Origin of the sequence: Acidaminococcus sp. HCP3S3_H5 (genome assembly GCF_052122235.1) — a bacterium.
GTDB lineage: Bacteria > Bacillota > Negativicutes > Acidaminococcales > Acidaminococcaceae > Acidaminococcus.
In genome coordinates this window covers 146,063-171,861 of sequence record NZ_JBQKCS010000001.1, presented here as the reverse complement: position 1 = coordinate 171,861, position 25,799 = coordinate 146,063, and the positions used below count along the sequence as shown (strand labels likewise).

Sequence of the window (25,799 nt, the reverse complement as noted above, 5' to 3'; positions counted from 1 at the left end):
ACAGCGCCCCCTCATTGACAGATTGCAGCGTAAAACCGTAGGGGGCGCAGGCCCGGCGCCCCGCCACAGGCACGGACAAACGTTGATTTGGCGGGCGGCCGGGCCTGCCGCCCCTACGGAAACGATATACACATTCAGAAAAATTTGCAGGCAAATTTTATCCAACGGCCGTTGACCGTTGACAATTGACCATTGACAGTCTTGTTACAGCTGCTTCTCCTTCCGGATCCGGATGGCATTGGCGTGTGCCTGGAGCCCTTCCGCTTCCGCCATGGCGATGATGTCATCGGCTGCTTCCGCCAGGGCTTCCCTGGTATAGGAGATGATGCTGGTCTTCTTCATAAAGGTTTCCACATTCAGCACGGAATAGAACCGGGCGGTACCGCCGGTTGGCAGGATGTGGTTGGGGCCGGCGTAATAGTCCCCCAGAGGTTCCGGAGAATAGGCTCCCAGGAAAATGGCACCGGCGTTCCGGATCTTGGGCACCAGGGCAAAAGGTTCCCGGGTGTTGATTTCCATGTGTTCCGGAGCGGAAATGTTGGCCATGTCCACCACCGTATCCATGTCCTTGGCCAGGATGATTTTCCCCTGCACTGCCAGGGACTGGGCGGCGATTTCCTTCCGGGGCAGCTTCTGGAGCTGGACTTCCACTTCGTCCGCCACCTTGTTGGCCAGGGTTTCATCGTCGGTGATCAGGATGGCGCAGGCCAGAGGATCATGTTCCGCCTGGCTCAGCAGGTCCGCCGCCAGGTACTGGTAATCCGCCGTTTTGTCCGCCACAATGAGGATTTCACTGGGGCCGGCCAGCATGTCGATATCCACATGTCCGTAAACCGCCTTCTTGGCCAGGGTCACGAAAATGTTCCCGGGGCCGGTGATTTTTTCCACTTTGGGAATGGTTTCCGTACCAAAAGCCAGAGCGGCAATGGCCTGGGCCCCGCCCATTTTGTAGATTTCAGTGATGCCGATTTCCCTGGCGGTGGCCAGCACATAGGGATTCATCTTCCCGTCCCGGCCGGCAGGGGCAGCCATGGCGATCCGGGGCACCTCGGCCACTTTGGCAGGCACCGCGTTCATGATCACGCTGGAGGGATAGGCGGCAGTACCGCCGGGGACGTAGATCCCCACGCTGTCCACCGGGGTCATCTTCTGGCCCAGGAAGGACCCGTAGGCCCGGGGCGTCAGCCAGGTCTTGGGCAGCTGTTCTTCATGGAACTTCCGCACATTGGCAATGGCCCGGCGGATGGCCCCCATGGTCTTTTCATCCACGGCCTTTTCCGCTTCCGCAAATTCCTCTTCCGTCACCCGGATGGTGGCCGGGGTCAGGTCCGCCCCATCCAGCTTTTTGGTATATTCGAACAGGGCTTCATCCCCCTTGGCACGGATGTCGTTGACGATGATGTCCACTTCTTCCGCAGCGGTCAGGGGCCGGCCGAACATTTTTTCCACAGCCGCCGCCACTTTCGGGGACAGCTTCACTTCATCAAAAGATTTCTTTTCCAGGAGACGGCTGATTTCTTCTGCCGTGCTTTTTCTTTCATCATAGACTTTCATTCCGGTTTTTCCTCCTTCAGGACTACTTTCAAATCTTCTACCAGCTTCCGGATCCGGTCGTACTGCATCTTGAAGCTGACTTTATTGGCAATGAGACGGGCAGTGGACGGGAACACTGTGGCCACTTCCTTCAGATGATTTTCTCTCAGGGTACGGCCTGTCTGGACAATATCCACGATCATTTCGCTGAGCCCCACAATGGGCCCCAGTTCGATGGAGCCGTTCAGTTTGATGATTTCCATCTGCATCCCCAGTTTGTCGAAGAAATCCGCGGCACACTTGGGATACTTGGTGGCCACCCGCATATGGGCGTAATCGGTGATTTCCGGCAGCACCTTGCTTTCCGGTACCGCCATCATCAGGTGGCAGCCGCCATAGCCCATATCCAGCAGTTCGTAGATGTCCTTCCGTTCCTCATTGAGCACATCCTTGCCGATGATCCCGATGTCCGCCGCCCCGTATTCCACATAAGTGGGCAGGTCCACGGTCTTGACGATGATGAACTTCACTTTGGTCTCTTCATTGGTGATAACCAGCTTCCGGGAATCCTCCACCACATTGTCCGCGGCGTAGCCCACCTTGGCCAGCAGTTCCACAGACTTGGCGAAAAGTTTTCCCTTGGGCAGGGCAATTGTCAAATAATCCATTCCCGTTCTCTCCTATCCTACATATGCTACGGCTTCACACCGGTTGGCTGCACAGGCCTTGGCCGCTTCTTCCGGGGTCAGGGCGTTGGTGGCCACCTTCACGTTCTTGCCGCCGTTCCGCAGTTCCAGGGCTTTCCGGATGGCTTTTTCCTGGCATCCCGGAGCCCAGGCCACGTAAATGTCCCATTTGGATTCCCGGTTGAACCGGCCGTCCCGGCGCAGGGACAGGATGATCCGGTCGATGCCCAGGGCAAAGCCCGTAGCCGGTTCCGGATCCCCGAAGGCTTCCATCATATGGTCGTACCGGCCGCCGCCGCAGATGTTGAACCCGATCTGGGGGGCATAGGCTTCGAACACCATACCGGTGTAATAGTCGAAATTCCGGATCAGAGACAGGTCGAAGGACAGGTACTGGGCCACTCCGTAGGCTTCCGTCAGCTTGTAGATGGCTTTCAGGTTCTTCAGGGCATCCAGGCTCTTCTGGTTCTTCACCCGGCCTTCCAGAGTATCCAGCAGGTCCCGGCCGCCCTGGAGGTACAAGAGCTCCCGGAACAGGTCCTTCAGCTCTTTGGGGATGAACCGGTCAGCAGCTTCTTCCAGCCCCACCGCGTTGTGGGTGAGGATCATGGTCTTTACGAAGTCCGCCTGTTTTTCCGTCAGCCGGGCTTCTTCCATAAGCCCGGCCAGGAAGGCGCTGTGGCCTACGCTGATCAGGAAATCCTGGAGCCCGGCAGCTTTCAGGCTGCTGACTGCCAGGGCCAGCACTTCCGCATCCGCCATGGGCGCTTCCGCTCCGATCATTTCGATCCCCGCCTGGGAAAATTCGCACTGCCGGCCTGCCTGGGTCTGTTCATGGCGGAACACATTGGCAATGTAGAACAGCCGTTTCACACCCTTGTCGTTCTTCAGCCGGGTGGCCACCATCCGGGCCAGGGGGGTGGTCATTTCGCTCCGGAGCATCACTGTCCGGTTGTTCCGGTCCATGAACCGCATGCTTTCGTCGCTGATGCCGGCGCCGCTCAAAGCGAAGGTGTCGGCATATTCAAAGGTGGGGGTGATGGCTTCGTCATAGCCCCAGGAAAGGAAGTTCCCGGCCACCCGGTCTTCCAGTTCCCGTTTCAGCCGGGCATCCCCCGGCAGGATATCTTTGGTCCCGTAAGGGATCCGCAGTGCAGTACTGTTGCTCATTTCTCTTTAGCTCCTTCAGTCAAAATGGGGATCAGGGTTCGGTATCCACCTGCTCCATAGTTCAGACAGCGATTTACCCGGGATACCGTAGTGCTGCTGGCGCCCGTATCTTTGACGATCTTTGCATAGTTTTCGCCCCGGTGAAGACGCACCGCCACTTCCAGCCGCTGGCTCAGAGCCTTCAGCTCGTTGGGGGTGCAGATGTCTTCCAGGAAGGCCAGGCTCCCGTCCACATCCTTCAGCAGAGTGAAAGCCTTGGCAAGCTGTTTCAGTTCCCGTTCGTTCAATCCGGCTACCATGATCGTAACCCCTTTCTGTATCATAGGAATCCATGCGGTGCCGGTGTTCCGGCACAACCGCTTTACTGATTTAATACTTTACTACGATGATGCGATAAATGCAAGTAGTTTTTTTGAATTTGTGAAAATTTTTTTGGCCGGCCAGCCCGTCCCGGCCTCCGGTTTTCTCCATTAAAAAAAGACCTGGCAAAAACCAGGTCTTTTCCATAGGCCGCTGACCGTTGACAGCTGACCGCCTTTAAATATCCATCCCCGCCCAGTGTCCCCAGTACACTGCATTGGTGATGGTGGATACTTTGGCGGCGTCTCCGATGACTCTTACGAAGGGGGCACAGTCCCGTAAAGCATCCACCACATCCGTCCGGGAGCGCTGGCCCAGAGCGCAGATCACCGTATCCCCGGGCACCAGCACCTGGGCCCCGGAGGGATCCGTACACAGGATCCCTTCTTTGGTCACTTCTACCCCTTTGTAGCCCGTATGGACCCTGGCGGTTTTGGCAATCTCCGCCAGCAGCAGGGGACGATGGCGCACATTGGCGTCCGGAGCCAGGGTGGGCCGCATTTCCACGATTTCCACCTTTTTCCCTTCCCGTCCCAGGTGGATGGCACATTCACACCCGGCCAGGCCGCCGCCGAACACCACCACATGGTCTCCCACCTTGTCCTTTTCCCTGTAGTAGTTGTTCACGATCACCACATTGTCCCCGTCCAGGCCCTTGATGGGCGGCACCAGGGGCCGGGAACCGGCGGCGATGATCAGGGCATCGGGCTTTTCCGCCTCCACGGTTTCCGGGGTGGCTTCCGTGTTCAGCCGGATCTCCGCCCCTGCCTTCCGGGCCAGCAGCTCGTAGGTATGGGCCAGTTCGTACATCTCCCGTTTGAAGGGAATGGCCTGCTCACTTTTCAGGATGCCCCCCACTTCTCCTTCTTTTTCCATCAGGATCACCCGGTGGCCCCGGCGGGCAGCAGTATAGGCAGCGTACAGGCCCCCAGGGCCTCCGCCCACCACAACCACTTTCTTCTTCACCGATGCCGGCTGGACTTCTGTCCCGTCCAGCTCCCGGCCAATCAGGGGATTCACCGTGCACCGGCGGGTGCTGGTGGCCGCCCGTTCCGCCATACAGGTGAAGCACCGGAGACAGTGGACGATTTCTTCATCCCGGCCTTCCTCGATCTTCCGTGGCGTTTCCGGGTCCGCCAGCAGCTGCCGGGCCATGTACACCACATCCGCCTTCCCGGAAGCGATGATTTCCTCCATCATGGCCGGATCCGTCAGGCCGCCGATGGTGGCCACCGGTTTGGACACATGCTTTTTGATTTCCGCCGCCAGGTACACGTTCCGGCCGTGGTCCTCGAACATAGAGGGATGGGTGATCCCGAAGGTCTTCTGGTAGGTGCCGGCGGAAACATGGATCAGGTCCGCATAAGGTTCGATGGCCTGGGCAATCTTCACCCCTTCGTCCAGTCCGTAGCCTCCTTCCGCAAATTCCGCCCCGCTCATCCGGAATTCGATGGGGAAAAAGGGCCCTACCGCAGCCCGCACCGATTTCAGCACTTCCACTGCAAACCGGGTCCTGTTTTCCAGGGATCCCCCGTATTCGTCCGTCCGGTGGTTGAACAGCGGGGACAGGAACTGGTTGATCAGCCACCCGTGGCCCCCGTGGATCATCACCATTTCAAAACCCGCCCGTTTGGCCAGGCTGGCGGCATGGCCGTAGGCTGCCACAATGTCGTCGATCAGATCTTTGGTCAGAGCCCGTACCGGCACCCCGTCGGCCCGGACCCCGTCGCTGGGGCCCCACTGGTGGAGATTGTGCTGTTTGGTCTTGTCCGTCATGTAGGTGCCGGCAAACTGGCCGGAATGGGACAGTTCGATGGAAGGGATGGCTCCGTGCCGGCGGATGGCGTCGGCGGTATAGGTGGCGCAGGCCAGGGAATTCAGGATGCTTTCATCCAGATGATAGGCGTGGGAACCGTCGGTGGCCGGATGGACCATCAGTTCCGAGACGGTCACCGCCCCGGCCCCGCCTTTGGCCCGGAGTTCGTAAAAAGCCGTGGATTTGGGGCCGATGCACCCGTCGTTGGTAATATCGGTACCGCCCATGGGAGCGGAAAAGATCCGGTTCCGGAAGGTGGTGCGGCCGATGGTGATGGGGGTGGACAGATGGGGAAATTTGCGCAGCATGGTATAGTGCCTCCTAAAATATTTTCCAGTTTTTTCCGCCTTTCACCCTACCATAAAAAAGAAGCTGCCGTCCAGCAAAGAAACAGCAGTAGATATAAATAAATCATTGATAGGACTATTTCCCCTGGGGGCACACCGCCAGCAGTTCCTGAAACAGGGGTTCTTCCGCCCGGTTTTGGGGGCACACAAAGGACACCTGCCAGGGGGAGGTCTCCCGGAGGGGAATCTGCCGGAGAGGAGCCTCCACCGGATGGATGGCCGCGTCGATGCCGATGCCCCGGCCTTCCTGGCAGAACTGGTAAATCAGGCTGCTTTCCATGGTCTTCACTGCAAAATGTGGGGTAAAGCCAAAATCCCCGCACCGTTCCACCACATTGTGGTAAATGGAAAAATGCTCGTTCAAACACAAAAGAGGCTCCCCCTTCAGGTCTTCCAGGGACAGGCTGTCCCGGTCATAAAGAGGATGTCCCGGGTACACCACCGCTTCCACCGGCGCCTGGAACAGTTCCCGGCGGAAGAAACCTTCCGGAGCCCGGGACCCTACACAGAATCCGCAGGACAGGGTCCCTTCCCGGAGCAGCTCAAGGATGTTTTCGTTGAAATCCTCCGCCCATTCCAGCCGGAATTCCGGGTGCCGGGCCGCTGCGCCCTGGAGTTTCTCGATGGAAATCACATGGAGCACCCCGCAGGCAAATCCCACCCGGAGCCCCTGCTGCTGGCGCTTCAGTTCCTGGATCCCCAGCTGGAGCCGGAGCAGCTGGGCGGAGAAGGAACGGCTGTGTTCATAGAAATAATCCCCCTCCCGGGTAGGCACCACCCCTTTGGGAGTACGGACAAACAGCCGGGCCTGGAGCTCCCCTTCCAGCACCCCGATGATCCGGCTCACCCCCTGGGGCGTCAAAAACAGCACCTTCGCCGCCTGGTGGATGCTCCGTTTCTCATAAACCTGCAGAAAACACCGGATAGCCCGGGTATCCATGGCAATCCCCTCCTTTGGGAGGATTGTAACACGGGTGGAAGAGGGTGTCAACGGAATGGGGACAGGTGGTTGATAGGTCTTAGTGTAAAATAGTTCTCGGTGAAATGAATAATCCCTTATAAACTTGCAAAAAGGAAGACCTTCATCCTTTATAGTATTAGTTACCACACCACTACAGATAGGAGAGAAGGTCTTCCGTGAATTTCATTGTATAAGAATTCATTAACTTAATAAAGGGGTGTTCCAACGGGCAGCAGTCCCATGGGACAGTTGGGAACAGCACTGAACTGGTGATAAGGACGGTCCCAAAGTCCGCCCTGTGAGGGGCGTAAGCAGGCGCCCGACGCTTCAGCGGCGTTGGCGGTCGCTTATGCCGTAGCTGGGGACCGTGCGGAGCACGGTGGTGGGGGCATCGGCGACAGCCGATATTTTGCAGGACCGGCCGAAAACAAGAAAGCGTATGGTAGGAGCAGGAATATGATGATTTCAGTTTTCGTTGCTGCATTCCCAGCTGATGAGCCCGTACCACCGTCAAGGTATTCGGTCCTTTCAGGACCTCATGCCCCCACCACCGGGCAAGCCCGGTCCCCCGCCCCTGCAGGGCGGACTTGGCCTCCGGCCTTGCTGGTACTTTGTACGAGTATACATCGATTCTCCGGGAGCCGGGAGGGCAGGCCCAGGAGGAGTCGGCGGGACAACATCGGGTGTTGTCGCTCCTGGGGTGGAGCACGCGGGCGATAGGGTCCGGCTTCCTGGTCCGTAGCCGCTGCCTTTGACCGTTAGGGCAAGGCGATAGGCTGTGAGCCTCCCGCCAGGGACGAACGGGTCTGCCCTCCCGGCGGAGAGCCCTCGCGGGTGTATGGGTATAGAAGTTTTTGCCCTCTGGGCGGCCGGGACGGGTTTGCCTTCGGCAACCCCCTACATCGTTGGGGTCAGAGATTCGTACATCTGGCGAGCCGCCGGTTGTGCGACCTCTACGGGCCCCTGCTCTTTACTCTTCACTCTTTACTCTGCACTTATGCCCCAATTCCCATTGACAAACTGTACTTTATACGGTATCATTTAATACGCACAGAATTCATCCAGAGTAACGGAGGGACTGGCCCTATGAAGTTACGGCAACCATCAGCGGCTTTGGCCGGCTGAACGGTGCTAAGTCCATCAGGCGTGGCCTGAAAGATGAAGATGAGTGAGCCAATCTGATTCCTCTTCATTGCTGATGAAGAGGAATTTTTATTTTTTACGGAGGTGAACCCCCTTGATAGAACTCCAGCACATTGACAAAGTCTATCATACGGCTTCAGGGGACCTGCATGCCCTGAAGGATATCAATCTGACCATCAACGAAGGCGAGATCTTCGGCATCATCGGCCTGTCCGGGGCCGGCAAAAGCACCCTGGTCCGGTGCATCAACATGCTGGAAAAGCCCACCAGCGGCAAAGTCATGGTGGACGGCCAGGAAATGACCGCCCTGGGCGAGGAACAGCTGCGGAAGGCCCGGCAGAACATCGGCATGATCTTCCAGCATTTCAACCTGCTGTCCAGCCGCACCGTATTCGGCAACATTGCCTTCCCTCTGGAAATCCAGGGAATGGACAAAGCCGCCATCCAAAAGAAGGTGGAACCCCTGCTGGACCTGGTGGGCCTGAAAGACCGGGCGGACCACTACCCCAGCCAGCTGTCCGGGGGCCAGAAACAGCGGGTGGGCATTGCCCGTGCCCTGGCCAGCGACCCCAAGGTGCTGCTTTGCGATGAAGCCACTTCCGCTCTGGATCCCCAGACCACCGAAAGCATCCTGAACCTGCTCCGGGACATCAACAAACGGCTCCACATCACCATTGTCATGATCACCCACCAGATGAACGTGGTAAAGGAAATCTGCGACCGGGTGGCCGTGATCGAAAACGGGGAGATCATCGAACAGGGGTCCATGGTGGACATCTTCACCAATCCCCAGAAAGCCACCACCAAAGAATTCGTGGCCAGCATCCAGCACAACGACCTGCCTGATTTCGTCAAGAAGCTGGACATCCACAAGGACTACAAAGCCGGGGACAAGGCCCTGGTGAGCCTGAGCTTCATCGGGGACAGCGCCGGAGAACCCATTGTATCCGTGCTGATCAAGGAATACGACACCAATGTGAACATCCTGACGGCCAACATTGAAACCCTGCAGGATACTCCCTTCGGGACCCTGCTCATTGAAGTGGAAGGGGACGAGGACCATTTGAAAAAAGCCCTGGATTACCTCCACGAAAGAAAAGTGAAAGACGAGGTGATCGGTTATGTCTCCTAATATGATCCATCTGCTGATCAAGGCCCTGGGCGAAACCCTCTACATGGTAGCCCTGTCCGCCGCCATTGCTTCTCTGTTCGGGATTCCCCTGGGGGTCATCCTGACCATTACCGGCAAAGGCCACATCAAGGAAAATGCGGCTCTCCACAAGACCCTGGGCTCCATTGTGAACGCTCTCCGGTCCGTGCCCTTCATCATCCTGATGGTGGCCATTATCCCTATCACCCGGATCATCGTGGGGTCTTCCATCGGCACCACCGCCGCCATCGTGCCTCTGACCATTTCCTGCACTCCGTTCATTTCCCGGATCATTGAATCCTCCCTGCTGGAAGTGGATCCCGGGGTCATCGAAGCGGCCCAGAGCATGGGGGCCTCCCCTCTCCAGATCATCTGGAAGGTGCTGCTGCCGGAAGCCATGCATTCCATTGTGCTGGGCATCACCCTGGCGGTGATCAGCCTGATCGGTTCCAGCGCCATGGCCGGTGCCCTGGGGGGCGGCGGCCTGGGTGACCTGGCCATCCGTTACGGGTACCAGCGGTTCCAGGCGGATACCATGGTGGCCACGGTCATCGTCCTGATTGCCCTGGTCCAGTTGGTCCAGACCATAGGGAACAAGATTTCGGCGAAGCTGAACAAGACGAAGATCAAATAAAAAAATCCCACCCCTCGAGGGTGGGATTTTTTTTGCCCGGGACTCACGGCTCGCGGCCTGCGGCCTGCAATCCTACTTTCAGCCCCAGCCGCTCTGCCTCTCCTGCTTTCAGTTCCAGTACGGAACTGGCTTTCAAACAGGCGGAAAGGCCCAGCCACGGATGAAGGTTCCGGACGATTTTCACGATTTCCATATTTTTGTTGAAATACACTGCATCGATGGCAAATCTCATGAAGCACATATGGATGCTGTTGGTGGGGTTCAGCCACAGGCCGGCGGCCGGAGGCAGCGGCTTCCGCAGCATAAGCCCCCGGAACCGTCCCCACCAGGTGTCGGCGATTTCCACATCAATTTGTATTTGGGAACGGTCCCCGAAGGACCAGGTTTCATGGTTGGACAATTTGGATTCTCCTTGGAGGGCTGCTGAAAGCAGCGCCCAGCTTGCAGTCAATAGTCAGCAGCAAAAGGATACCATCTGCCAGAGGCAGATGCTTTTGAACAAAAACGCAGCCGTACGGCTGCTAACCCACCACCATTGCGCAAGCGCAACGGTCCCCCGCCCTTGTAAAGGGCGGATATACGCTCGGGCTGACGCCCATTGCTTTTGGCCGCCAGTACAAAACCTGTGTGCCTTAACACGAGGGACTTTATGTCCCAAGTTTTTATCCGCCCTTTTCAAGGGCGGATATACGCTCGGGCTGACGCCCATTGCTTTTGGCCACCAGTACGAAACCTGTGAGCCTTAAAACGAGGGACTTTACGTCCCAAGTTTATATCCGCCCTTTTCAAGGGCGGGGGACCAGCCGCAGGATGGTGGTGGGTTAGCAGCCCCCGCTGCGTTTTTCTTCATAGGAACCCGCCTGCCGCGGGTTCCCTCCTTCTGCTTCAGCCCCCTCATTTCATCCCCTGCATCAGAGAAATCAGCGACGGCAGGAGGACCACTACGAATATGGCGGGGAAAATGCAGAACACCAGGGGGAAGATCATCTTCACCGGTGCCTTCATGGCCTGGGTCCTGGCCCGCTGTCTCCGCAGGTCCCGCATGTTGTCCGCCTGGATCACCAGGGTATCGGACATGGAAGCTCCCAGCCGTTCTGACTGGACCACGGACATGACGAACAGGTACACATCCTGCACATCACACCGCCTGGCCATCAGCTGCATGGACCGGCGGCGGGTCATGCCCATCCGCACATCCCGGAGCATCCGGCGGAATTCATCGATCAGAGGGCCTTCCATCCGTTCCACCACTTTTCGCATGGCCCCGTCCAGCGACAGACCGGCCTGGACGGAAATGGACAGCAGATCCAGCACATCCGGCAGCTGCCGGATAATCTTCGTCTGCCGGTTCCGGATGATATGGTTCAGCACCCCGAAAGGCAGCATGGCTCCGAACAGCAGACATCCCCAGATCAATACAAGGCCCCCGAAGGTGCTCATGGGATGGCCGGTGGTGTACCGGAACCCCTGGAACCCCCAGAAAATCATGGAAACGAACCAGATGCCCACCAGGGTCCGGGGCTTCCAGATCCCCTGCTTCCCGGCCAGGATGATCCGCTGTTCCATCATCTGGGGCAGGGCTGAAGGAGCGAATTTGGAGAAAAAGTCCATGGCCTGGGCCAGCAGCCGGCCAATGGTCCGCTGGTACAGGGGGATCTTCTTCAGGTCATTGGGATTGTCCTCTGCTTCCTGGGGCTTTTCTTCTTCCCGGAAGGTTTCCAGCCGGCGCTTCACTTCTTCGCCCTGGATCTTCTTCAGGGCCAGCACCGACAGGGATAGATAGAAGAACAGCGCCAAGGCAATGGAAAGAGACAGTGCCAGCATGGTCAGTCACCTTCTTCCCAGTCAATCCCCGGCCGGGCCTTCTGCATAAAGGCCGGATATTCCACATTGTGAGATTTGAACTTGCTCAGGAACTGGGGCTGGAGCCCGGTGGGACGGAATTCCCCCAGAGCCTTGCCGCTTTCGTCAAACCCGGTCTGGACATACCGGAACAGGTCCTGGAGGACGATCACATCCCCTTCCATCTTCTGGACTTCCGTAATATAGGTGATTTTCCGGGATCCGTCCTGGATCCGCTCCTGATGGATGATCAGGTCCAGAGCCGAAGAAATCTGGTCCCGGATGGCCCGTACCGGCAGGTCCAGGCCGCTCATGAGCACCATGGTTTCCAGACGGGACAGTACATCCCGGGGGCTGTTGGCGTGGGCGGTGGTCAAAGACCCTTCGTGGCCCGTATTCATGGCCTGGAGCATGTCCAGGGCTTCGCCCCCGCGGACTTCCCCTACGATGATCCGGTCCGGGCGCATCCGCAGGGAGTTCTTCACCAGGTCCCGGATGGTCACGGCCCCTTTGCCTTCAATGTTGGCAGGCCGGGCTTCCAGGGTCACCACATGGGGCTGTTCCAGCCGCAGTTCCGCCGCGTCTTCAATGGTCACGATCCGTTCATCATGAGGGATGAAGGAACTGAGCACGTTCAGGGTGGTGGTTTTACCGGAACCGGTACCGCCGCTGATCATTACATTCAGTTTGGCATTCACGCAGGCCCGGAGGAAAATGGCCATTTCTTCCGACAAAGTGCCAAAGGATATGAGATTCTCCACAGAAAGTGGCGTCCGGGAGAATTTCCGGATGGTCACACAGGGGCCGATCAGGGAAAGAGGCGGGATCACCACGTTCACCCGGCTGCCGTCCTGGAGACGGGCATCCACCAGAGGCGAGGCTTCATCCACATGCCGGCCGATGGGGGTGACGATCTTGTCGATGATGGCCATCAGATGATTGTTGTCGTGGAACTGGGCTCCCGTAAGGTGGAGTTTCCCCATCCGTTCCACATAGATCTTCTTGGGCCCGTTCACCATCACTTCGGTGATGCTGTCGTCCTTCAGGAAGGGTTCGATGGGCCCCAGGCCCAGGATTTCGTCGCAGATGTCCGATACCAGCCGGGCCCGTTCCCCCCGGGGCACCACAAAGGGATTGTGCTCCAGCACCCGCTGGACATAGCCGGAAATCACATTTTCGATTTCCTGGCGGCTGTGGGTGGCAGAATCCAGTACCCGCTGCTGTTCCGCACTCATTTCATCCACAATGGCCCGGTGGACGGTAACCTTCAGGTTCTGGTATTCTTCTTCCCGGGCATCTGCCGCCCGTCCGGCAAATATGGGATTCTCCCGGACCTCGGGCTTGCCTTGTTCAGTTTTCCGTCCCAGCCGTTCCAGCAGTTTCAACGCCGTATCCCCCTTGTTTCCGCCAGGTCCCCGGATCCGGCGGTTCATTTCTTATTTTTGCTGATTTTCGTCGTACATGGTGTAGGTAGCCTTCATGGTCTTCAGGTCGCTGCCCTGGAGCAGCCCTGCCCAGGCCAGGTTGGAAAAGAAAGCCCCCTGGGTTTTGATGGGGGCCTGCACCGTCACCGTCACCGAAGGAGACCCATCCACCGTAGTCTGCTGGATGGTGATGTTGTCCACACTGGTCAGATTGTACAGGTTCCCCACAGTTTTGTATTCGTCGAAGTTCCGGTTCCGCACATTGTCCCAGTTGTCCCCGGGCTCCCGGACCACCGCCTCCCGGGCCACGGACCGGGCCACATTGTTGAAGGTGATGTAATCACTGAAGAACATCCCGAAAGCACACATGGCAAGCAGGATGAGAAAAAAAAGAGGGACCAGAATGGCAAATTCGATGATATCCTGTCCCCTTTGCCGTTTCATGGTGGTTCCCCCTTTCGTTGTTATTTTTCTACTGTTCTTTCGAAAAGGCACCAGCCGGAGCTGACGCCCTTTCGAAAGAACTCCTGCAAGAGCAGGAGTTCTTTGGCTGTAAAACCAATGCGACAATCAATAGATCATTGCCCTTTAGAGTTTTTAGCTGCCTCTGTCATCAGGTTGCCGGCATTGTTAAATACATTGTTGATTTGACCAGCCAGGTTAGTCTGCTGATAAATCAGCCAGCCAATCCCAACGATGATGGCCAGCATCAGGGCATATTCCACCATGTCCTGGCCTTTTTCACCCAGACGGGGTTTAATGTACATATCGTACATCATCTTTGCCATGGTAATCATAGTTTTCACCTCCTTGAGTAAGTTTGTACAATTGCAGTATTTATAAAAAGGGAAAGTCCCTTTTTACCAAAATTCAGGGGACATGTTAAATCTTGATGTCCACGATCCGGCTGATAATCAGGTAGCCAATGATTTCCATCACCACGGCTGCCCCAATGGCCATTTTGCCAATGCTGGTGGTCAGCAGGGGTTTCAGGTATTCCGGAGAACTTATGGCAAAAAACAATCCTAAAGCCACAGGAATACAGGTCAGCACAATTCCGGAAAGTTTTCCCTGGGCCGTCAGTGTCCCCACTTCCCGGCGGAGCCGGATCCGTTCGCTGATGGTTTCCCGGATGGTATCCAGGATGGTGGCCAGGTTGCCCCCCACCTGCTGCTGGATCAATACGGCGGTGATGACCAACGAGAAGTCCTCGTTCCCCACCCGCTGGTCCATTTCCTGGAGAGCATCCTCCACGGTCCGGCCCAGGGCCGTGTTCCGCATTACATTGGCGAATTCCGTGGACATAGGAGGCTGCATTTCTCGGGAGATGATTTCCATGGTCTGGAGAAATGAGAACCCGGCCCGGAGGGAGTTGGATACCAGGGTAAGGCAATCCGCCAGCTGCCGTTCAAAGGCTTCCTTCCGGCGGCTGATCCGCCTTTTCAGGAAGATCAGGGAACCGAAGATGGCCATGATGCCTCCCAGCAGCCCGGTCACCAGGCTCCGGCCCATAAGGGCCGTCACCAGGAACACCAGCACCGCAAAGCCCCCGGAAATGGCCAGGTATTCATTCCCCAACAGGGGCAGCCCGGCCTGGATCATCATCAGGTCCAGTTTTTTCCGATTCCAGGGCCGTCCTGGCCGCCGGACCCGTTCCGCAAACAGTTCATGGAACCTGGTCCGGAGGATTTCCAAAAAGCCTGCCCGACGGACCTCTGCAGGAGTGTATCCTGCATACTGCTGGATCCGCTGGGACACTTCCCGCCGCCGCTGGATATAGACGGAAAGACCGGCGTAAAGCCCCAGGAAGAACAGAAAGGCAAAAAGCAGAGCTACCAGACCAATCATGCTTTTTTACTCCTTTCTATCTGTATTATACCATGGATGAGCCTGTTCACAACTGTCAAGATGGAAGAAAATTCACCAGTTTTTTATGGTCCCGGCCATCTGCTCCACCGCCTGGGAGAAGGGATTCTCCGGGGCCTGGGTGAGCAGCAGCCGGCCGTTGTCCGCAGCAGAAGACACTGCCAGATATTCGTTGGGCAGCACCTGGAACACTGGGAAGCCCAAGGCTTGGGAAAATTCCTTCCGGTCTTCTTCCGTGCAGGGATTCACCCGGGTGAACACTGGCTTCACCCGCCGGTCACAATCCTCCCAGGCCTTGAAAATCTCCAGGGCCCGTTTCATATGCTCCACTTCGTAGCCCCCGTTCACCATGGCCATTACCAGGGTCTTGTCCGCCAGTTCGCAGGCAGTGCAGGCCACATCGGAAAATCCCGAAGACAGATCCACCAGCACATACCGGAAGATTCCCCGGGCCATTTCGATCAGGCTGGTGATGCCTTCCATGGTCACCGTTTCCGCCAGGTCCGGTTTGGCCGCCCCGCACAGTACGGACAGTTCCTCATTCACCGGGACGAAATAGGACTTTAAAGTAACCGGAGACAGGAAGGAAATATCCCGGATGGCCTCCACAATGGTGCTCTGGGGGGTCAGGTTGAAGAACACCCCCATATCCCCGAACTGGAGATCTCCGTCGATGATGGCCACCGGTTCCCCGGTCTGCTGGGCCAGGGCCGCCCCCAGGTTGGCAATCAGGGTGGTTTTCCCGCTTTTCCCCTTGGGGCTGAAGAAGGCAATCACTTCCGAATTTCTGGAAGCCGAAGTGTTCTGGAGGTTCTTCAGGGTTTCCTGGAGTTCTTCTCCGGAAAAAGGCTTCACCATAAAGCCCCCGGCCCCGGATTGGAGCAGCCGGGACTGGGCCTCTGCATCCCACCGGCGGCTCATGCCGATGATCACCGTATGGGGATAGGCTTTTTTAAGGTCCGGCAGCAGAGTGCTGTTCCGGTCCAGGTCGATATCCAGCAGGATCAGTTCCGGCTTGAAGGCCTGCATCTGTCCCAGGGCATCCCCCGCATTCCGGTACCGGGCGCTCAGCTCGAACCCCGGCGTATTCCGGATGACGCTGGAAAGCCGCTCCTGCATCACCTGGTTTTCTTCTATAAGGACGGTTCTGTAACCCACGGTTCATGCCTCCTCAGGAAAAGATACGGCTCAGCCAGCCGCCGGAATTGTCCCCCCGGCTGTCCCGGGCTTCGTTTTCCGGATGCACATACCCATCCACCATGGAAGCCATTCCCTGGGCCAGCAGGGTATGCCGGCTGCCCAAAATACAGGGCACTCCGGTGCGGATGGATTCCTGGGCAGTCTGGAAGTCATTGGGCAGCACATAATCGAAATGCTTCCCCAGGATGGATTCCACATCCTCCACATCGATCCGGGTCTTGGCATTGTTCCGGTTCAGTACATAGCGGATCTTGCTGTCGTCATATCCCAGTTCCTTCAGGGTATCCGATCCCCGCTTCATGTTCTTGATGGTGGGAATGAAGTCCACGATCCCCACAAAGTTGATCAGGGTGGACAGGTCCATTATGGACAGATTCAAAGCACTGAAAGTGGAGGTGGTGTCCAGGATCACATAATCATATTCCAGCTGGAGCTGGAGCACCAGGGATTTGATGATATTGTTGTCCATGTTGTAGGCCTCTTCCAGCAGTTTGGGATTGGCCAGCACATCGAACCCGGTGTTCCCTTCCTGGTACCGGGTCAGGTATTCCACCGCCACCGTATCCTTGGGATTCTTTTCCATGGATTTTTGGGCGTCTGCAATGGTCCGTTCCGGGTTCAGCTTCAGATAATAGCACACATCCCCGAACTGAAGATCCAGGTCCACCAGGCACACTTTCAGTCCCTGCCGGGCCAGTTCCGCTGCAATGTTGATGGCCAGCAGCGTTTTGCCCACGGCATAGGCCGTGCTGAAAACCGTAAATAGGGTCCCTTTCCTGCCTTCCATAGCTTCAAGCCTCCTGCTGTTTCTGGTTCTTTATCATGCAATCATTCAGGGCCGGGTGGGATTCTGCCACTGGTCACGGTACTCCTGCTGGAGCTTCCGGACCCGTTCCCTAAAGCTGGTGGTCCGCCGGGGTTCCGGCTTCTTCTTTTCCACCAGCAGAGGTTCTTTCCCGGTATTCCGGCCCTTATTCTCTGCTTCCCGGGCTTCCGGTTCGTCCAGCTGGATTTCCCCGTTGGGCTTTTCAACCCCTACCACTTTCAGGTTTTCTTTCCGCAGCTGGTAATCATCTTCAGAAAGAGGCACCAGCACCGTTTCGCCCTTTTCGTCGGTGGTCTTCAGCAGCCGGGAAGGCGGTTCCGGTGCTTTCTTTTCTTCCAGGATCTCCGTATCAGGATGTTCTTCCGGACGGCCGCCCCAGATATCCCGTTCCTGCTTGTCGTTCCCCGGTTTCACAGGGGTATTTACATCCACTTTTTCCGCATTCCGTTCATACCGTTCGGACGCCTCGTAATTCTCCTTCATCCGCTGGCTCATGGATACCGGGGAATCGTCCCCTACCAGGAGCGGGGTGATCAGGATCAGCAGTTCCCGGTTATCCCGGGTGGTGGAAGTATGCCTGAAGAACTGGCCGATAATGGGAATATCCCCCAGGAGCGGGATCTTGGAAACGGACTTGCTGTCTTCGGAATTCAGCAGGCCCCCGATGGCCATGGTCATGCCGGAGCGGACGTTGATCATGGCTTCCGCTTCCCGGGACGCAATGGCCGGAATGGAAAAGTCGTTTTCCTTCACACTGTGGCCGTAATCCAGGGTGGATACTTCCGCATGGACCTTGGAGGTGATCTTGTTGTCCGCGTCCACCACCGGCTCGATGTCCAGCTTCACCCCGTAATCCCGCCAGTCAATGGCGATCTGCCCGTCACCGGCAGAGGTGGGAATGGGGATCCGGCCCCCGATCAGGATCTTGGCCTTCTGACCGCTCATGGTGGTAATGGAAGGCCGGGACAGAATCCGGGCCTTGCCGCTGGTGACCAGGGCCTGGAGAGAAGCGTTCAGGTTGGACAGATGGCTGCCGAACCAGCCGAAGCTCCCCCGCTGTTTGTAGAAGTTTTCCCCGGCGTAGAACAGACCGGGCGTCCCCCTGGTAATATCCGAGGAATTGCTGTCACCGGTCGTACTGTCTCCCAACGTGGGGGACCAGTACTGGATCCCCAGGTCTTTTTCCGCCGAGGTGTTGATTTCGATGATCTGGGCTACCAGCCGCACCTGGGTGGGCTCGGTCATATCCAGCATATCGATGATGTTGGAATCGGTACTTCCTCCCTGGGCTGCGGTGCCTTCCTTTCCTCCCGCCTGAGCGGTGGACGTGCTGCCGCCCCCGCTGCCCAGATACATCTGGGCCACCTTGATGGCGGAATCGTGTTCATACTGGTTCTGGACCCGGCCCCGGAGCAGCACCTTGCCGTTCATCATCTGTACCTGGATCTCCGGATAGCCGATGGCTTCCTGGATGGCCTGGGCCGTCCCTGCATCACTGCCGGATACATATACATTGTATTCTTCCCGGCCGTTGTCGCTCCACACCAGCAGGGTGGTGGAGCCGGGCTTTTTCCCCACCAGCAGGAAATCGTTCCCAGAAAGGAGCCGTACATCGGCGATTTCCGGATTCCCCACCGCCAGCCGGGTGATCCCGGAGGCTTCCATATATCGGGACCCGTTCACCGCCACACTCAGGGTGGTGGCAGCCAACGCCTGTCCCGTCATTCCCAGAATGGCCGCCGTAACAAGGAGGCCCATGCGTTTACTGTAATTGATCATGTTCATTTCCCCCTGGTAGCACTGGTTCCCCGGATGACTTCAATTCCCGACAGTCCGTCAGCATCTCCCCCACCGTCTCCGGAAGGAGCTGCCGGTGCCTGGGGAGCCGGCCGGGGCGTATAGTCACGCTGGACAGCCGGTGCCGGTGCCGGCGCAGGGGCGCTGGCCTGGCTGTTGGGCAGAGGGATCACATAATATCCAATGGATTTGTCTTCGGCAGAGCCGTCCGCCGGCCGGAGCATCATCTGGAGCTGGCCGATCCGGGAGGAGCCGATCAGTTTGGCTGCATCATAGGGAGTCAGGGCCACGGTCACTACAGAAGGCGTCCCCATGGATCCGGTGCTGCCGGTGTTCCCTGTGGGCTGGCTGCCGTTGGGCATGGTCTGTTTCCCGTTGCTGCCGCTGGTCTGGGTAGTGGTACCCTGGGGCCGGTCGGAGCTTTTGTTCACTGCCAGGATCAGTACATCCTTCAGCAGGGTCTTGGAAACGATCCCGTTCCCTTCCTTGTCCGTCACCAGCAGGATATCCACTTTGTCCCCGGGTTTGGCAAAGCCGGAGACCCCGGTCACGTCATTGACCCCGAAAGAAACTGCCCGCATCCCATCGGGAATCATCCCTACAAAGCCACCCCCGTGGGAGGTGAGCTTCCGTTCCGTCAGGATATCCCCGGCAAACAGGTCGATACCGGTTTTCTTGCCCAGGGCCTGTTTCTTGTCCGTCAGGGCACCGGCGGGCACCAGGTTGGCGGGCACTTCCACGGTTTTCAGCATATCGTCAGTAAGGACGGTCTGGGGCGCGATGTCCCGGGCCGCTTCCACCACGGTTACATTCCCTGCCGCTACCTTTCCGTTGTTCTGGTCCGGAAACAGGGCGGACAGGATCACATACAGCAGCAGGAACACAGCCAGTGCTGCGGATCCGCACAGAAGCAGCAGCTTCCGGGGCGACATTTTTTCGATGATTTCAGTGAGTTTCTCCAGCTTTTTCACGACGTTCCCCCTCGGTTCCCCCAGAAAAAGGACTAAACTTCCCTTCCTTCGTCCCTATCCAGTCATGTATTGTCACAACCCGTCCACAGCCCGGATTTGTGAATATTTCTTTATATTTTATCACATTTACACCAGTTATACCACTTTTTAGTTGATCAACCGTGTGTGAAAGATCTTCGCCCGCCGGGAACCCCGCCCACCTCTCTCCCCCTTCCTTCTTTCCCAACAATCGTATATAATGAAATAAGTTTTGACTGCTATGTAAACTACTGACAAAAGAGGGACCGCACATGACAAAACAGGCTGTAATCATTGGGGCCGGGCCGGCAGGGCTTACGGCTGCCTATGAACTTCTGCGCACCACATCCATCCGCCCCCTGATCCTGGAATCCGACACCCAGGTGGGCGGTCTTTCCCGCACCGTCAACTTTTCCGGCAACCGGATGGACATCGGCGGCCACCGTTTCTTCACCAAAGACCCCCGGGTCCAGGCCCTGTGGGACAGTCTCATGCCCCGTGCTTCCGCCCCGGCTCTGGACGACCGGCTGCTCCACCGTTCCTGCACCCTGGATCCCCAGGGCGTGGATCCGGAAGAGACGGACCGGGTATTTTTGGGCCGCCAGCGGGTATCCCGGATCCTGTACCGGCACAAATTCTTCGATTACCCGGTATCCCTGAACCGGACCACTATCTGGAACCTGGGGATCCCTGCCATGGCAGGAATCGGCTGTTCCTACCTGTATTCCTGCTTCCACAAACGGCCGGAAAACACCCTGGAAGATTTCATGATCAACCGGTTCGGAGAAAAACTCTACCGGACCTTTTTCGCCGGTTATACGGAAAAGGTCTGGGGTCTTTCTCCCAAAAACCTCTCTGCCGACTGGGGCAGCCAGCGGATCAAGGGCATTTCCATCGGCGCCGTGCTGAAGGACCTGTTCCAGCGGACCTTCCACATCCAGCCCAAGGAAGTCCAGACCTCCCTTATCGAACGGTTCCTCTATCCCAAATTCGGCCCCGGCCAGTTCTACGAAACCCTCCGGGACGAAGTGCTCCGTCTGGGCGGAGAGATCCGCATGGGTGCCACAGTCACCGGGTTCATCGGCGGAGGGGACAAGGCCCTTTCTGCCGTCCAGTACCGGGACCGGGAAGGGAACCTCCAACAGGTGCCGGCAGATTTCGTCCTGTCCACCATGCCGGTAAAGGACCTGGCCGCCGGCCTGCCTCAGGACTGGCTTTCCCCCCAGGCCCGGGAAACCGCTGCTGCCCTTCCCTACCGGGATTTCGTCACGGCCGGTCTTTTGGTGGACCGGTTGGAACTGAAAAATGAGACGGATCACCCTACCCTGAACAACAGGATCCCGGACTGCTGGATTTACGTTCAGGAACCGGACGTAAAATTGGGCCGGCTCCAGATCTTCAACAACTGGTCCCCCTACCTGGTCCGGGATCCCCTCCACACCCTGTGGATCGGCCTGGAATATTTCTGTCAGGAAGGGGACGCCCTGTGGTCCATGACCGACAGTGATTTTATTTCCTTTGCCGCCAAAGAACTGGAAACCATCCATGTGATCCGGCCCGGGGCGGTGCAGGAAGGCCATGTGGTGCGGATGAAAAAGGCCTATCCTGCCTATTACGGCAGCTATGGGGATTTTCCCCGGCTCCGGCAGGAACTGGACACCATCCCCAATCTTTACTGCATGGGACGGAACGGCCAGCACCGGTACAACAACATGGACCATTCCATGCTCTCCGCCATGACCGCCGTGGACCTGATCCGCCAGGGGAAAACTGACAAAACGGCCCTTTGGCAGGTGAATACGGAGCAGGAATATCAGGAAATGGAAACACAGGAAGGACAGAGCCATGAAAAATAAACTTTTTTCCTTTATTTATGCCATTTTCCTGATTCTAGTGGTTGTGCTTTTCACCAATCGCTTTGACAACGATGGCTGGTTCCTGCTGAACAGCGGACGGTATGTGGAACAGTTCGGCATCCCCCATGTGGAGCCATTTACCATCCATCAAAATTTTCATTTTGTCATGCATCAATGGCTCTTTGACCTGGGGTTGTGGAAACTGTACAAACTGGGTGGTCTGAAAGCCATGCTTGCTTACAACTGGATTATGGCAGCCCTTTTCTTTTTTGTCTATGTCCGGCTGGTAAAGTTGAAAATCAGACAAATTTCGGGCCCTGTCCGTTTTTTCCTGCTGCTTTGGCTTTTCCTGCTGTCCGCAGGCTATCTGTTCCAGCGTCCCCAGACCATGTCCGGCCTGATTTTTCTTCTGGGAATTTATCTGCTGGAAAGATCTGTCAGCCAGCCCCGTATGCCCCGGTTCCTGATTCCTTTGTTCTTCCTTCTGTCCGCCCTGCTGGTGAACCTTCACGGAGCCATGTGGCCCATGTTCACGGTTTTCCTGCTGCCCTATGCCTTCGAAGCCTTGGTGGGTCCCCATCTTCCCTTTGGCAAATGGGAACTGACCTGGAAAGCCAAAGATTTCCTGTTGCTGTTTGCCTCCATTGTGGCAGGCGGCTTCTGCAGCCCGTATGGAACAGAATCCATGACCTATGCCTTCAATTCCTATGGATATAAGGACATTAACCGATTGGTATCCGAAATGCATCCTCTGAGTATGGATCCAGGATTCCCCTATCTGGTCATAATACTTGTTCTTCTGTTTTTCTGCACCGCCATCTATGCCCGCCATTCTCTTCCTCTGCGGCAACAGCTGCTGGCTCTGGGCACCGGGTTCATGGCACTTCAGGCCAACCGAAGTTCCTTTCTTTTCTTAGTGGCCGGACTTTTTCCCTTGGCTGACATTCTGGCCGATTACGAAAATCTCCATGCCACTGTCAGTGTTTCTTCCTGGCCCCGGACCCGCCGGATGATTCTTCTGTTGGGAACGGCGGCTTTGTTCGGTACTTGGGCACTGTTTCAGCAAACAAAGGTAACCTCCGACCGCTGCCCTCTGTTTTTGGGTGCTTTTGGAATCCTGTTGCTGATGGCAGTATGGAATTTCCGGATACTTTGGGAGGAACGGATGAATCCCCTTACACTGCGTCCAAACCTCCGGACACTGTTTGCAACTCTTGCTTTACTGCTGCTGGTTCCTTTTTCCATAGCAAAACTCCAACTGCCCCGAGAAGATTTCGTTCTTGCCAAAAGCGTGGATGTGATTCAACAGGACGCCAATGGAAGTCCCATCTGCCTGTGGACAGGGTACAACGATGGTCCCTACGCAGAATTCCAGGGAATTCCCTGCTACATGGATGCCCGTGCCGAAGTCTTCAAGCCCAAACTGAACCACCAGAAAGACGTGATGGAAGAATATTGTTCCCTGATTTTCGGAAAACTGGATTACCGGGATTTTGTCACCCGGTATCCCTTCACCCATTTCCTCACCACCGATCTGGACCCCCTGTATGTGAACCTGAAAAATGATCCCCGGTTCGAACTGCTGTGGGATTCAGAGGAAGATGAAGAAGTGCAGGAAAAGGCCACGGAGGTGGAGAAGAAGAAAAAAGTACGGGTATATAAATGGAGAGATTGAGGCAGAGCCTCAATCTCTCCATTTTGTCAACGGTCAACGGCCGGCGGACCCGTCGAAAGGGCGGATAGAAAAGCAGCCCCCCGCACCCCACCGAACCTCCGACCGTAACGGCGTAGGGGCGTGCCGTAGGCGCGCCCTTCCCTGGCCTGCGGGTTTGAAATTAAAAAGCAGCCGCACTGGCGGCTGGTTTCCTTTTGGTGGTTTGGACGTGGACCCAGGTGGTATGGCGGCCGGGATGGGCTCCCCTTTCGGGGAGCCCCTACGGCGTTGGGGTCATGGGTTATCATACTGACGGTTGGACGTGGTTGGCGTGGGGACGTGCAGGCGGGGCGCCGGGCCTGGGTCCCCTACGGTTCCGCAACGGATCTGTCGGCCCGGCCGACCCTTCTCTTCACTCTTTACTCTTCACTCTTCACTCTTTACTCTGCACTGGGTTTCTCACCACAGGCTGTTGTCCACCAGCCGGGGTTTGACGGCCGGGGTGCCGCTTCCGCCGCCACTGCCACCGGGAAGAGAGAACTCTTCGAATTTGAAGTTGGCATGATTCGAATTAAACAGAATTTTATCAGCATAAAGAGATCCTGTAAAATTACCGTATTCATAATTGAATGGTTCTATTTTTGCCGTTGGTGTGTAAATACTTCCTCTAAAACTGTGATAATTGCTCATAAATCTAATCGTTGTCCTGGTATCAGGAGGTGTATACCATGGGTTGCTGGGAAATTTACCAAAATAGCAGAATATGATCGGCCGCACAATATCTTCACGCAGTTGTATTTCTATTGATGGGTAATCATTGGGAATATAGATATAAACTGGTTCATCCTGATTTCCACCAAAATTATACAAGTTAATCGTAAAATTATTGCTGTCACTAGAGGTCAATTTGTAATAATTGCTGGATGAACCAGTATCTTGCGGCAAATTATATGTTTGTCTGTCATTTTTTACAACAACATTATTGGCATTATCAAATGCCTGTTTTACAGATTCAGCATCCTCAGCAATGATGGCATTCCGCTGATTCATCAAGGCCTGATCATCCAATCCCGGATACTCATTCCCTACCCATATTGGTTCTTTATATAAGCCAGCCTGTATCGCTTGTTTCCTGGTGAGAAACCTGTCTGTTGCTTCTTTCATAAAGAATTTGGAATCCTTCTCATTTTGCATCATTTGCTGATAGGTATTTCGATTCCAGATCGCAACATCCCCATCGAAGACACTGCCATATATAGCTGCATTGTTGGCTTCATTAACAGAACCTGAGAATTCTGATCCAATGCTTATCATCTTTCCCAGTTTTTTGCCCTCTCCACCTCCACTGGTCCCTTCCTTCCCAATCAGCGCCACGGCAGTGGCCTTTACCAGGAACGTGGGCCGGTGGAGCCAGGCGGCGGTGGCCTGGATCAGGGGGATTTCTTCTTCCAGATGGACCCGGTAGTAGGATTTTTCTCCTTCGCTGCCGGTGGCGGCTTTGGTTTTGGCCTGGAACTGCTGGAGGTTGGGGCTGCTGGTCAGGTTGTGGCCCAGGTTGGCAGTTACGTACCGGTCGGCGAACAGATCGGCATTGGGATGGGAATCGATGGTGTCCCCGTTGACGAAGTTGGCGGCTCCGGCCAGGGCGGCGGCGTCGGCAGCGTTCTGGAGCTTGGTGTGATAGGCCCAGATCCGGCCGATTTCGCTGACCAGGGCCACCAGCAGCAGGAACACGGGCAGCAGTACGGCAAAGAGCACCAGGAAGGCCCCTTTCTGTTTCCGGTTATGGGTAAAAGGCTTCATGGGAAGCGCCTCCTTCAAGGACAGGAAAATGAAATGTTACAATCCCCGGACCAGCATCAGGGCCAGGGCGGTGAGCATGAAATAGGGTCCGTAGGCAAAGGAACTTTTCCGGTTCTTCTGCCCGGCCAGGAGCAGCACCAGGGCGGCCAGGCCTCCCAAGACGGTGCCGGCGGCCGCTGTGAAGACAAGGCTCTGGGGACCCATCCACAGGCCCAGGGCGGCCAGGAGCTTGATGTCTCCCCCGCCCAGGGCGCCCCGGGACAGGATTCCCAGCACCAGGAACACCAGTCCCCCTGCCAGGCCGGCCAGCAGGTGGCTCACCAGCATGTCGGGATAGGTGGCCAGCATCACCAGGGCGGCCAGGGCAAAGGGAAGCATCATGGAATCGAACAGGCAGTACTGTTCAAAATCCGTGGCGGTCATCCACAGGAGAAAAGCGGTGAACACCAGCATGAGCACCAGGGGCAGGCCGGAGGCAAGCTGCAGCAGCCGCAGTCCGCAGCCCAGGAACCCGATAAAAAGCAGGGGCTTCCGCCAGCGGCTGCGGGAGGCAATGGCGTCGGGGAAAGTAAGGATGGAAGGATCCCGGTCATAGAGCCGGTCGATCCAGAAAGACCCACCCCAGGCCACCCCCAGAGCAGCCAGGAGCAGCAAAAAGACAAAGAAAAGTGTCATGGCAGGTGTACGCTCCTTTTTAGTACTATTATACAGGAAAAGCGGTCAGCTGTCAGCTGTCAAGGGG

The 25,799-nt window shown here is 56.6% G+C and carries 22 protein-coding genes and 1 riboswitch; of the genes, 4 read left to right on the top strand and 18 right to left on the bottom strand.

Annotation, left to right across the window (positions count from 1 at the left end; translation table 11 throughout):
* Positions 1–204: 204 nt before the first annotated feature.
* From hisD to ACTQY5_RS00875, 6 genes are all read right to left on the bottom strand, one after another.
* Complete coding sequence (gene hisD, locus ACTQY5_RS00900; protein WP_441368657.1) at positions 205–1,554, bottom strand: histidinol dehydrogenase; 1,350 nt, start codon at positions 1,552–1,554, stop codon at positions 205–207.
* Positions 1,551–2,201, bottom strand: coding sequence for an ATP phosphoribosyltransferase (gene hisG, locus ACTQY5_RS00895; protein ID WP_279127284.1), 651 nt, complete (start codon positions 2,199–2,201; stop codon positions 1,551–1,553). Before hisG ends, hisD begins: the two co-directional genes overlap by 4 nt.
* Positions 2,202–2,213: 12 nt before the next feature.
* Positions 2,214–3,389 (bottom strand): ATP phosphoribosyltransferase regulatory subunit, encoded by a 1,176-nt coding sequence (gene hisZ, locus ACTQY5_RS00890; protein WP_154488366.1) that lies wholly within the window; start codon positions 3,387–3,389, stop codon positions 2,214–2,216.
* Positions 3,386–3,688, bottom strand: coding sequence for a YerC/YecD family TrpR-related protein (locus ACTQY5_RS00885; RefSeq protein WP_022487858.1), 303 nt, complete (start codon positions 3,686–3,688; stop codon positions 3,386–3,388). The genes hisZ and ACTQY5_RS00885 overlap by 4 nt, the downstream gene beginning before the upstream one ends.
* Positions 3,689–3,926: 238 nt before the next feature.
* Complete coding sequence (locus ACTQY5_RS00880) at positions 3,927–5,873, bottom strand: oxidoreductase (protein ID WP_308664663.1); 1,947 nt, start codon at positions 5,871–5,873, stop codon at positions 3,927–3,929.
* Positions 5,874–5,988: 115 nt separating this feature from the next.
* Positions 5,989–6,852, bottom strand: coding sequence for a LysR family transcriptional regulator (locus ACTQY5_RS00875; protein WP_441368656.1), 864 nt, complete (start codon positions 6,850–6,852; stop codon positions 5,989–5,991).
* A gap of 1,075 nt (positions 6,853–7,927) precedes the next feature.
* Positions 7,928–8,038, top strand: a riboswitch (SAM riboswitch).
* Between the two features lie 72 nt (positions 8,039–8,110).
* Between ACTQY5_RS00875 and ACTQY5_RS00870 the strand changes: the two genes are divergently transcribed.
* Together ACTQY5_RS00870 and ACTQY5_RS00865 are read left to right on the top strand one after the other, a co-directional pair.
* Entirely contained in the window at positions 8,111–9,148 is a 1,038-nt protein-coding gene (locus ACTQY5_RS00870) for a methionine ABC transporter ATP-binding protein (RefSeq protein ID WP_302158357.1), read from the top strand.
* Complete coding sequence (locus ACTQY5_RS00865) at positions 9,138–9,800, top strand: methionine ABC transporter permease (RefSeq protein ID WP_154488370.1); 663 nt, start codon at positions 9,138–9,140, stop codon at positions 9,798–9,800. Before ACTQY5_RS00870 ends, ACTQY5_RS00865 begins: the two co-directional genes overlap by 11 nt.
* 43 nt (positions 9,801–9,843) lie before the next feature.
* Here the strand turns inward: ACTQY5_RS00865 and ACTQY5_RS00860 are convergent, their stop codons facing one another.
* From ACTQY5_RS00860 to cpaB, 10 genes are all read right to left on the bottom strand, one after another.
* Positions 9,844–10,200, bottom strand: a complete 357-nt coding sequence (locus tag ACTQY5_RS00860) for a DUF192 domain-containing protein (RefSeq protein WP_022487374.1) — start codon at positions 10,198–10,200, stop codon at positions 9,844–9,846.
* Between the two features lie 494 nt (positions 10,201–10,694).
* Positions 10,695–11,624 (bottom strand): type II secretion system F family protein, encoded by a 930-nt coding sequence (locus tag ACTQY5_RS00855; RefSeq protein WP_012938530.1) that lies wholly within the window; start codon positions 11,622–11,624, stop codon positions 10,695–10,697.
* Between the two features lie 2 nt (positions 11,625–11,626).
* Entirely contained in the window at positions 11,627–13,027 is a 1,401-nt protein-coding gene (locus ACTQY5_RS00850; protein WP_012938531.1) for a CpaF family protein, read from the bottom strand.
* Positions 13,028–13,078: 51 nt separating this feature from the next.
* Positions 13,079–13,510 carry a TadE/TadG family type IV pilus assembly protein gene (locus ACTQY5_RS00845; protein WP_012938532.1) on the bottom strand — a complete coding sequence of 144 codons (432 nt, stop codon included), beginning with the start codon at positions 13,508–13,510 and terminating at the stop codon, positions 13,079–13,081.
* Between the two features lie 134 nt (positions 13,511–13,644).
* The gene (locus ACTQY5_RS00840; protein WP_281739133.1) at positions 13,645–13,863 is read right to left on the bottom strand and encodes a Flp family type IVb pilin; all 219 of its coding nucleotides are present in this window, start codon (positions 13,861–13,863) and stop codon (positions 13,645–13,647) included.
* Between the two features lie 85 nt (positions 13,864–13,948).
* Positions 13,949–14,914, bottom strand: a complete 966-nt coding sequence (locus tag ACTQY5_RS00835) for a type II secretion system F family protein (RefSeq protein WP_441368655.1) — start codon at positions 14,912–14,914, stop codon at positions 13,949–13,951.
* A gap of 72 nt (positions 14,915–14,986) precedes the next feature.
* Complete coding sequence (locus tag ACTQY5_RS00830; protein WP_441368654.1) at positions 14,987–16,090, bottom strand: response regulator; 1,104 nt, start codon at positions 16,088–16,090, stop codon at positions 14,987–14,989.
* Between the two features lie 13 nt (positions 16,091–16,103).
* Positions 16,104–16,919, bottom strand: a complete 816-nt coding sequence (locus ACTQY5_RS00825; protein WP_441075241.1) for an AAA family ATPase — start codon at positions 16,917–16,919, stop codon at positions 16,104–16,106.
* Positions 16,920–16,964: 45 nt separating this feature from the next.
* The gene (locus ACTQY5_RS00820; protein ID WP_329777356.1) at positions 16,965–18,737 is read right to left on the bottom strand and encodes a type II and III secretion system protein family protein; all 1,773 of its coding nucleotides are present in this window, start codon (positions 18,735–18,737) and stop codon (positions 16,965–16,967) included.
* Positions 18,738–18,739: 2 nt separating this feature from the next.
* A complete protein-coding gene (gene cpaB, locus ACTQY5_RS00815; protein ID WP_022487383.1) occupies positions 18,740–19,726 on the bottom strand; it encodes a Flp pilus assembly protein CpaB in 987 nt (328 codons plus the stop codon).
* Positions 19,727–20,016: 290 nt separating this feature from the next.
* Between cpaB and ACTQY5_RS00810 the strand changes: the two genes are divergently transcribed.
* Together ACTQY5_RS00810 and ACTQY5_RS00805 are read left to right on the top strand one after the other, a co-directional pair.
* The gene (locus tag ACTQY5_RS00810; protein ID WP_441368653.1) at positions 20,017–21,600 is read left to right on the top strand and encodes an NAD(P)/FAD-dependent oxidoreductase; all 1,584 of its coding nucleotides are present in this window, start codon (positions 20,017–20,019) and stop codon (positions 21,598–21,600) included.
* Positions 21,590–23,275, top strand: a complete 1,686-nt coding sequence (locus ACTQY5_RS00805) for a hypothetical protein (RefSeq protein WP_441368652.1) — start codon at positions 21,590–21,592, stop codon at positions 23,273–23,275. Before ACTQY5_RS00810 ends, ACTQY5_RS00805 begins: the two co-directional genes overlap by 11 nt.
* A gap of 438 nt (positions 23,276–23,713) precedes the next feature.
* On the opposite strand, the gene ACTQY5_RS00800 is transcribed toward ACTQY5_RS00805, so the two are convergent.
* The gene (locus tag ACTQY5_RS00800; protein ID WP_441368651.1) at positions 23,714–25,057 is read right to left on the bottom strand and encodes a pilus assembly protein TadG-related protein; all 1,344 of its coding nucleotides are present in this window, start codon (positions 25,055–25,057) and stop codon (positions 23,714–23,716) included.
* A 36-nt stretch (positions 25,058–25,093) separates the two neighbouring features.
* Entirely contained in the window at positions 25,094–25,732 is a 639-nt protein-coding gene (locus ACTQY5_RS00795; protein ID WP_441368650.1) for a prepilin peptidase, read from the bottom strand.
* Positions 25,733–25,799 lie beyond the last annotated feature (67 nt).

Excerpts from the sequence above, each read along its gene's own strand:
- ACTQY5_RS00820 (WP_329777356.1), bottom strand. The coding sequence starts at position 18,737 with ATGATCAATTACAGTAAACGCATGGGCCTCCTTGTTACGGCGGCCATT.
- ACTQY5_RS00810 (WP_441368653.1), top strand. The coding sequence starts at position 20,017 with ATGACAAAACAGGCTGTAATCATTGGGGCCGGGCCGGCAGGGCTTACG.
- ACTQY5_RS00865 (WP_154488370.1), top strand. The coding sequence starts at position 9,138 with ATGTCTCCTAATATGATCCATCTGCTGATCAAGGCCCTGGGCGAAACC.
- ACTQY5_RS00800 (WP_441368651.1), bottom strand. The coding sequence starts at position 25,057 with ATGAAGCCTTTTACCCATAACCGGAAACAGAAAGGGGCCTTCCTGGTG.
- ACTQY5_RS00845 (WP_012938532.1), bottom strand. The coding sequence starts at position 13,510 with ATGAAACGGCAAAGGGGACAGGATATCATCGAATTTGCCATTCTGGTC.
- ACTQY5_RS00840 (WP_281739133.1), bottom strand. The coding sequence starts at position 13,863 with ATGATTACCATGGCAAAGATGATGTACGATATGTACATTAAACCCCGT.
- ACTQY5_RS00805 (WP_441368652.1), top strand. The coding sequence starts at position 21,590 with ATGAAAAATAAACTTTTTTCCTTTATTTATGCCATTTTCCTGATTCTA.
- ACTQY5_RS00825 (WP_441075241.1), bottom strand. The coding sequence starts at position 16,919 with ATGGAAGGCAGGAAAGGGACCCTATTTACGGTTTTCAGCACGGCCTAT.
- hisZ (WP_154488366.1), bottom strand. The coding sequence starts at position 3,389 with ATGAGCAACAGTACTGCACTGCGGATCCCTTACGGGACCAAAGATATC.
- hisD (WP_441368657.1), bottom strand. The coding sequence starts at position 1,554 with ATGAAAGTCTATGATGAAAGAAAAAGCACGGCAGAAGAAATCAGCCGT.
- ACTQY5_RS00835 (WP_441368655.1), bottom strand. The coding sequence starts at position 14,914 with ATGATTGGTCTGGTAGCTCTGCTTTTTGCCTTTCTGTTCTTCCTGGGG.
- ACTQY5_RS00875 (WP_441368656.1), bottom strand. The coding sequence starts at position 6,852 with ATGGATACCCGGGCTATCCGGTGTTTTCTGCAGGTTTATGAGAAACGG.
- ACTQY5_RS00885 (WP_022487858.1), bottom strand. The coding sequence starts at position 3,688 with ATGGTAGCCGGATTGAACGAACGGGAACTGAAACAGCTTGCCAAGGCT.
- hisG (WP_279127284.1), bottom strand. The coding sequence starts at position 2,201 with ATGGATTATTTGACAATTGCCCTGCCCAAGGGAAAACTTTTCGCCAAG.
- ACTQY5_RS00880 (WP_308664663.1), bottom strand. The coding sequence starts at position 5,873 with ATGCTGCGCAAATTTCCCCATCTGTCCACCCCCATCACCATCGGCCGC.
- ACTQY5_RS00855 (WP_012938530.1), bottom strand. The coding sequence starts at position 11,624 with ATGCTGGCACTGTCTCTTTCCATTGCCTTGGCGCTGTTCTTCTATCTA.
- ACTQY5_RS00795 (WP_441368650.1), bottom strand. The coding sequence starts at position 25,732 with ATGACACTTTTCTTTGTCTTTTTGCTGCTCCTGGCTGCTCTGGGGGTG.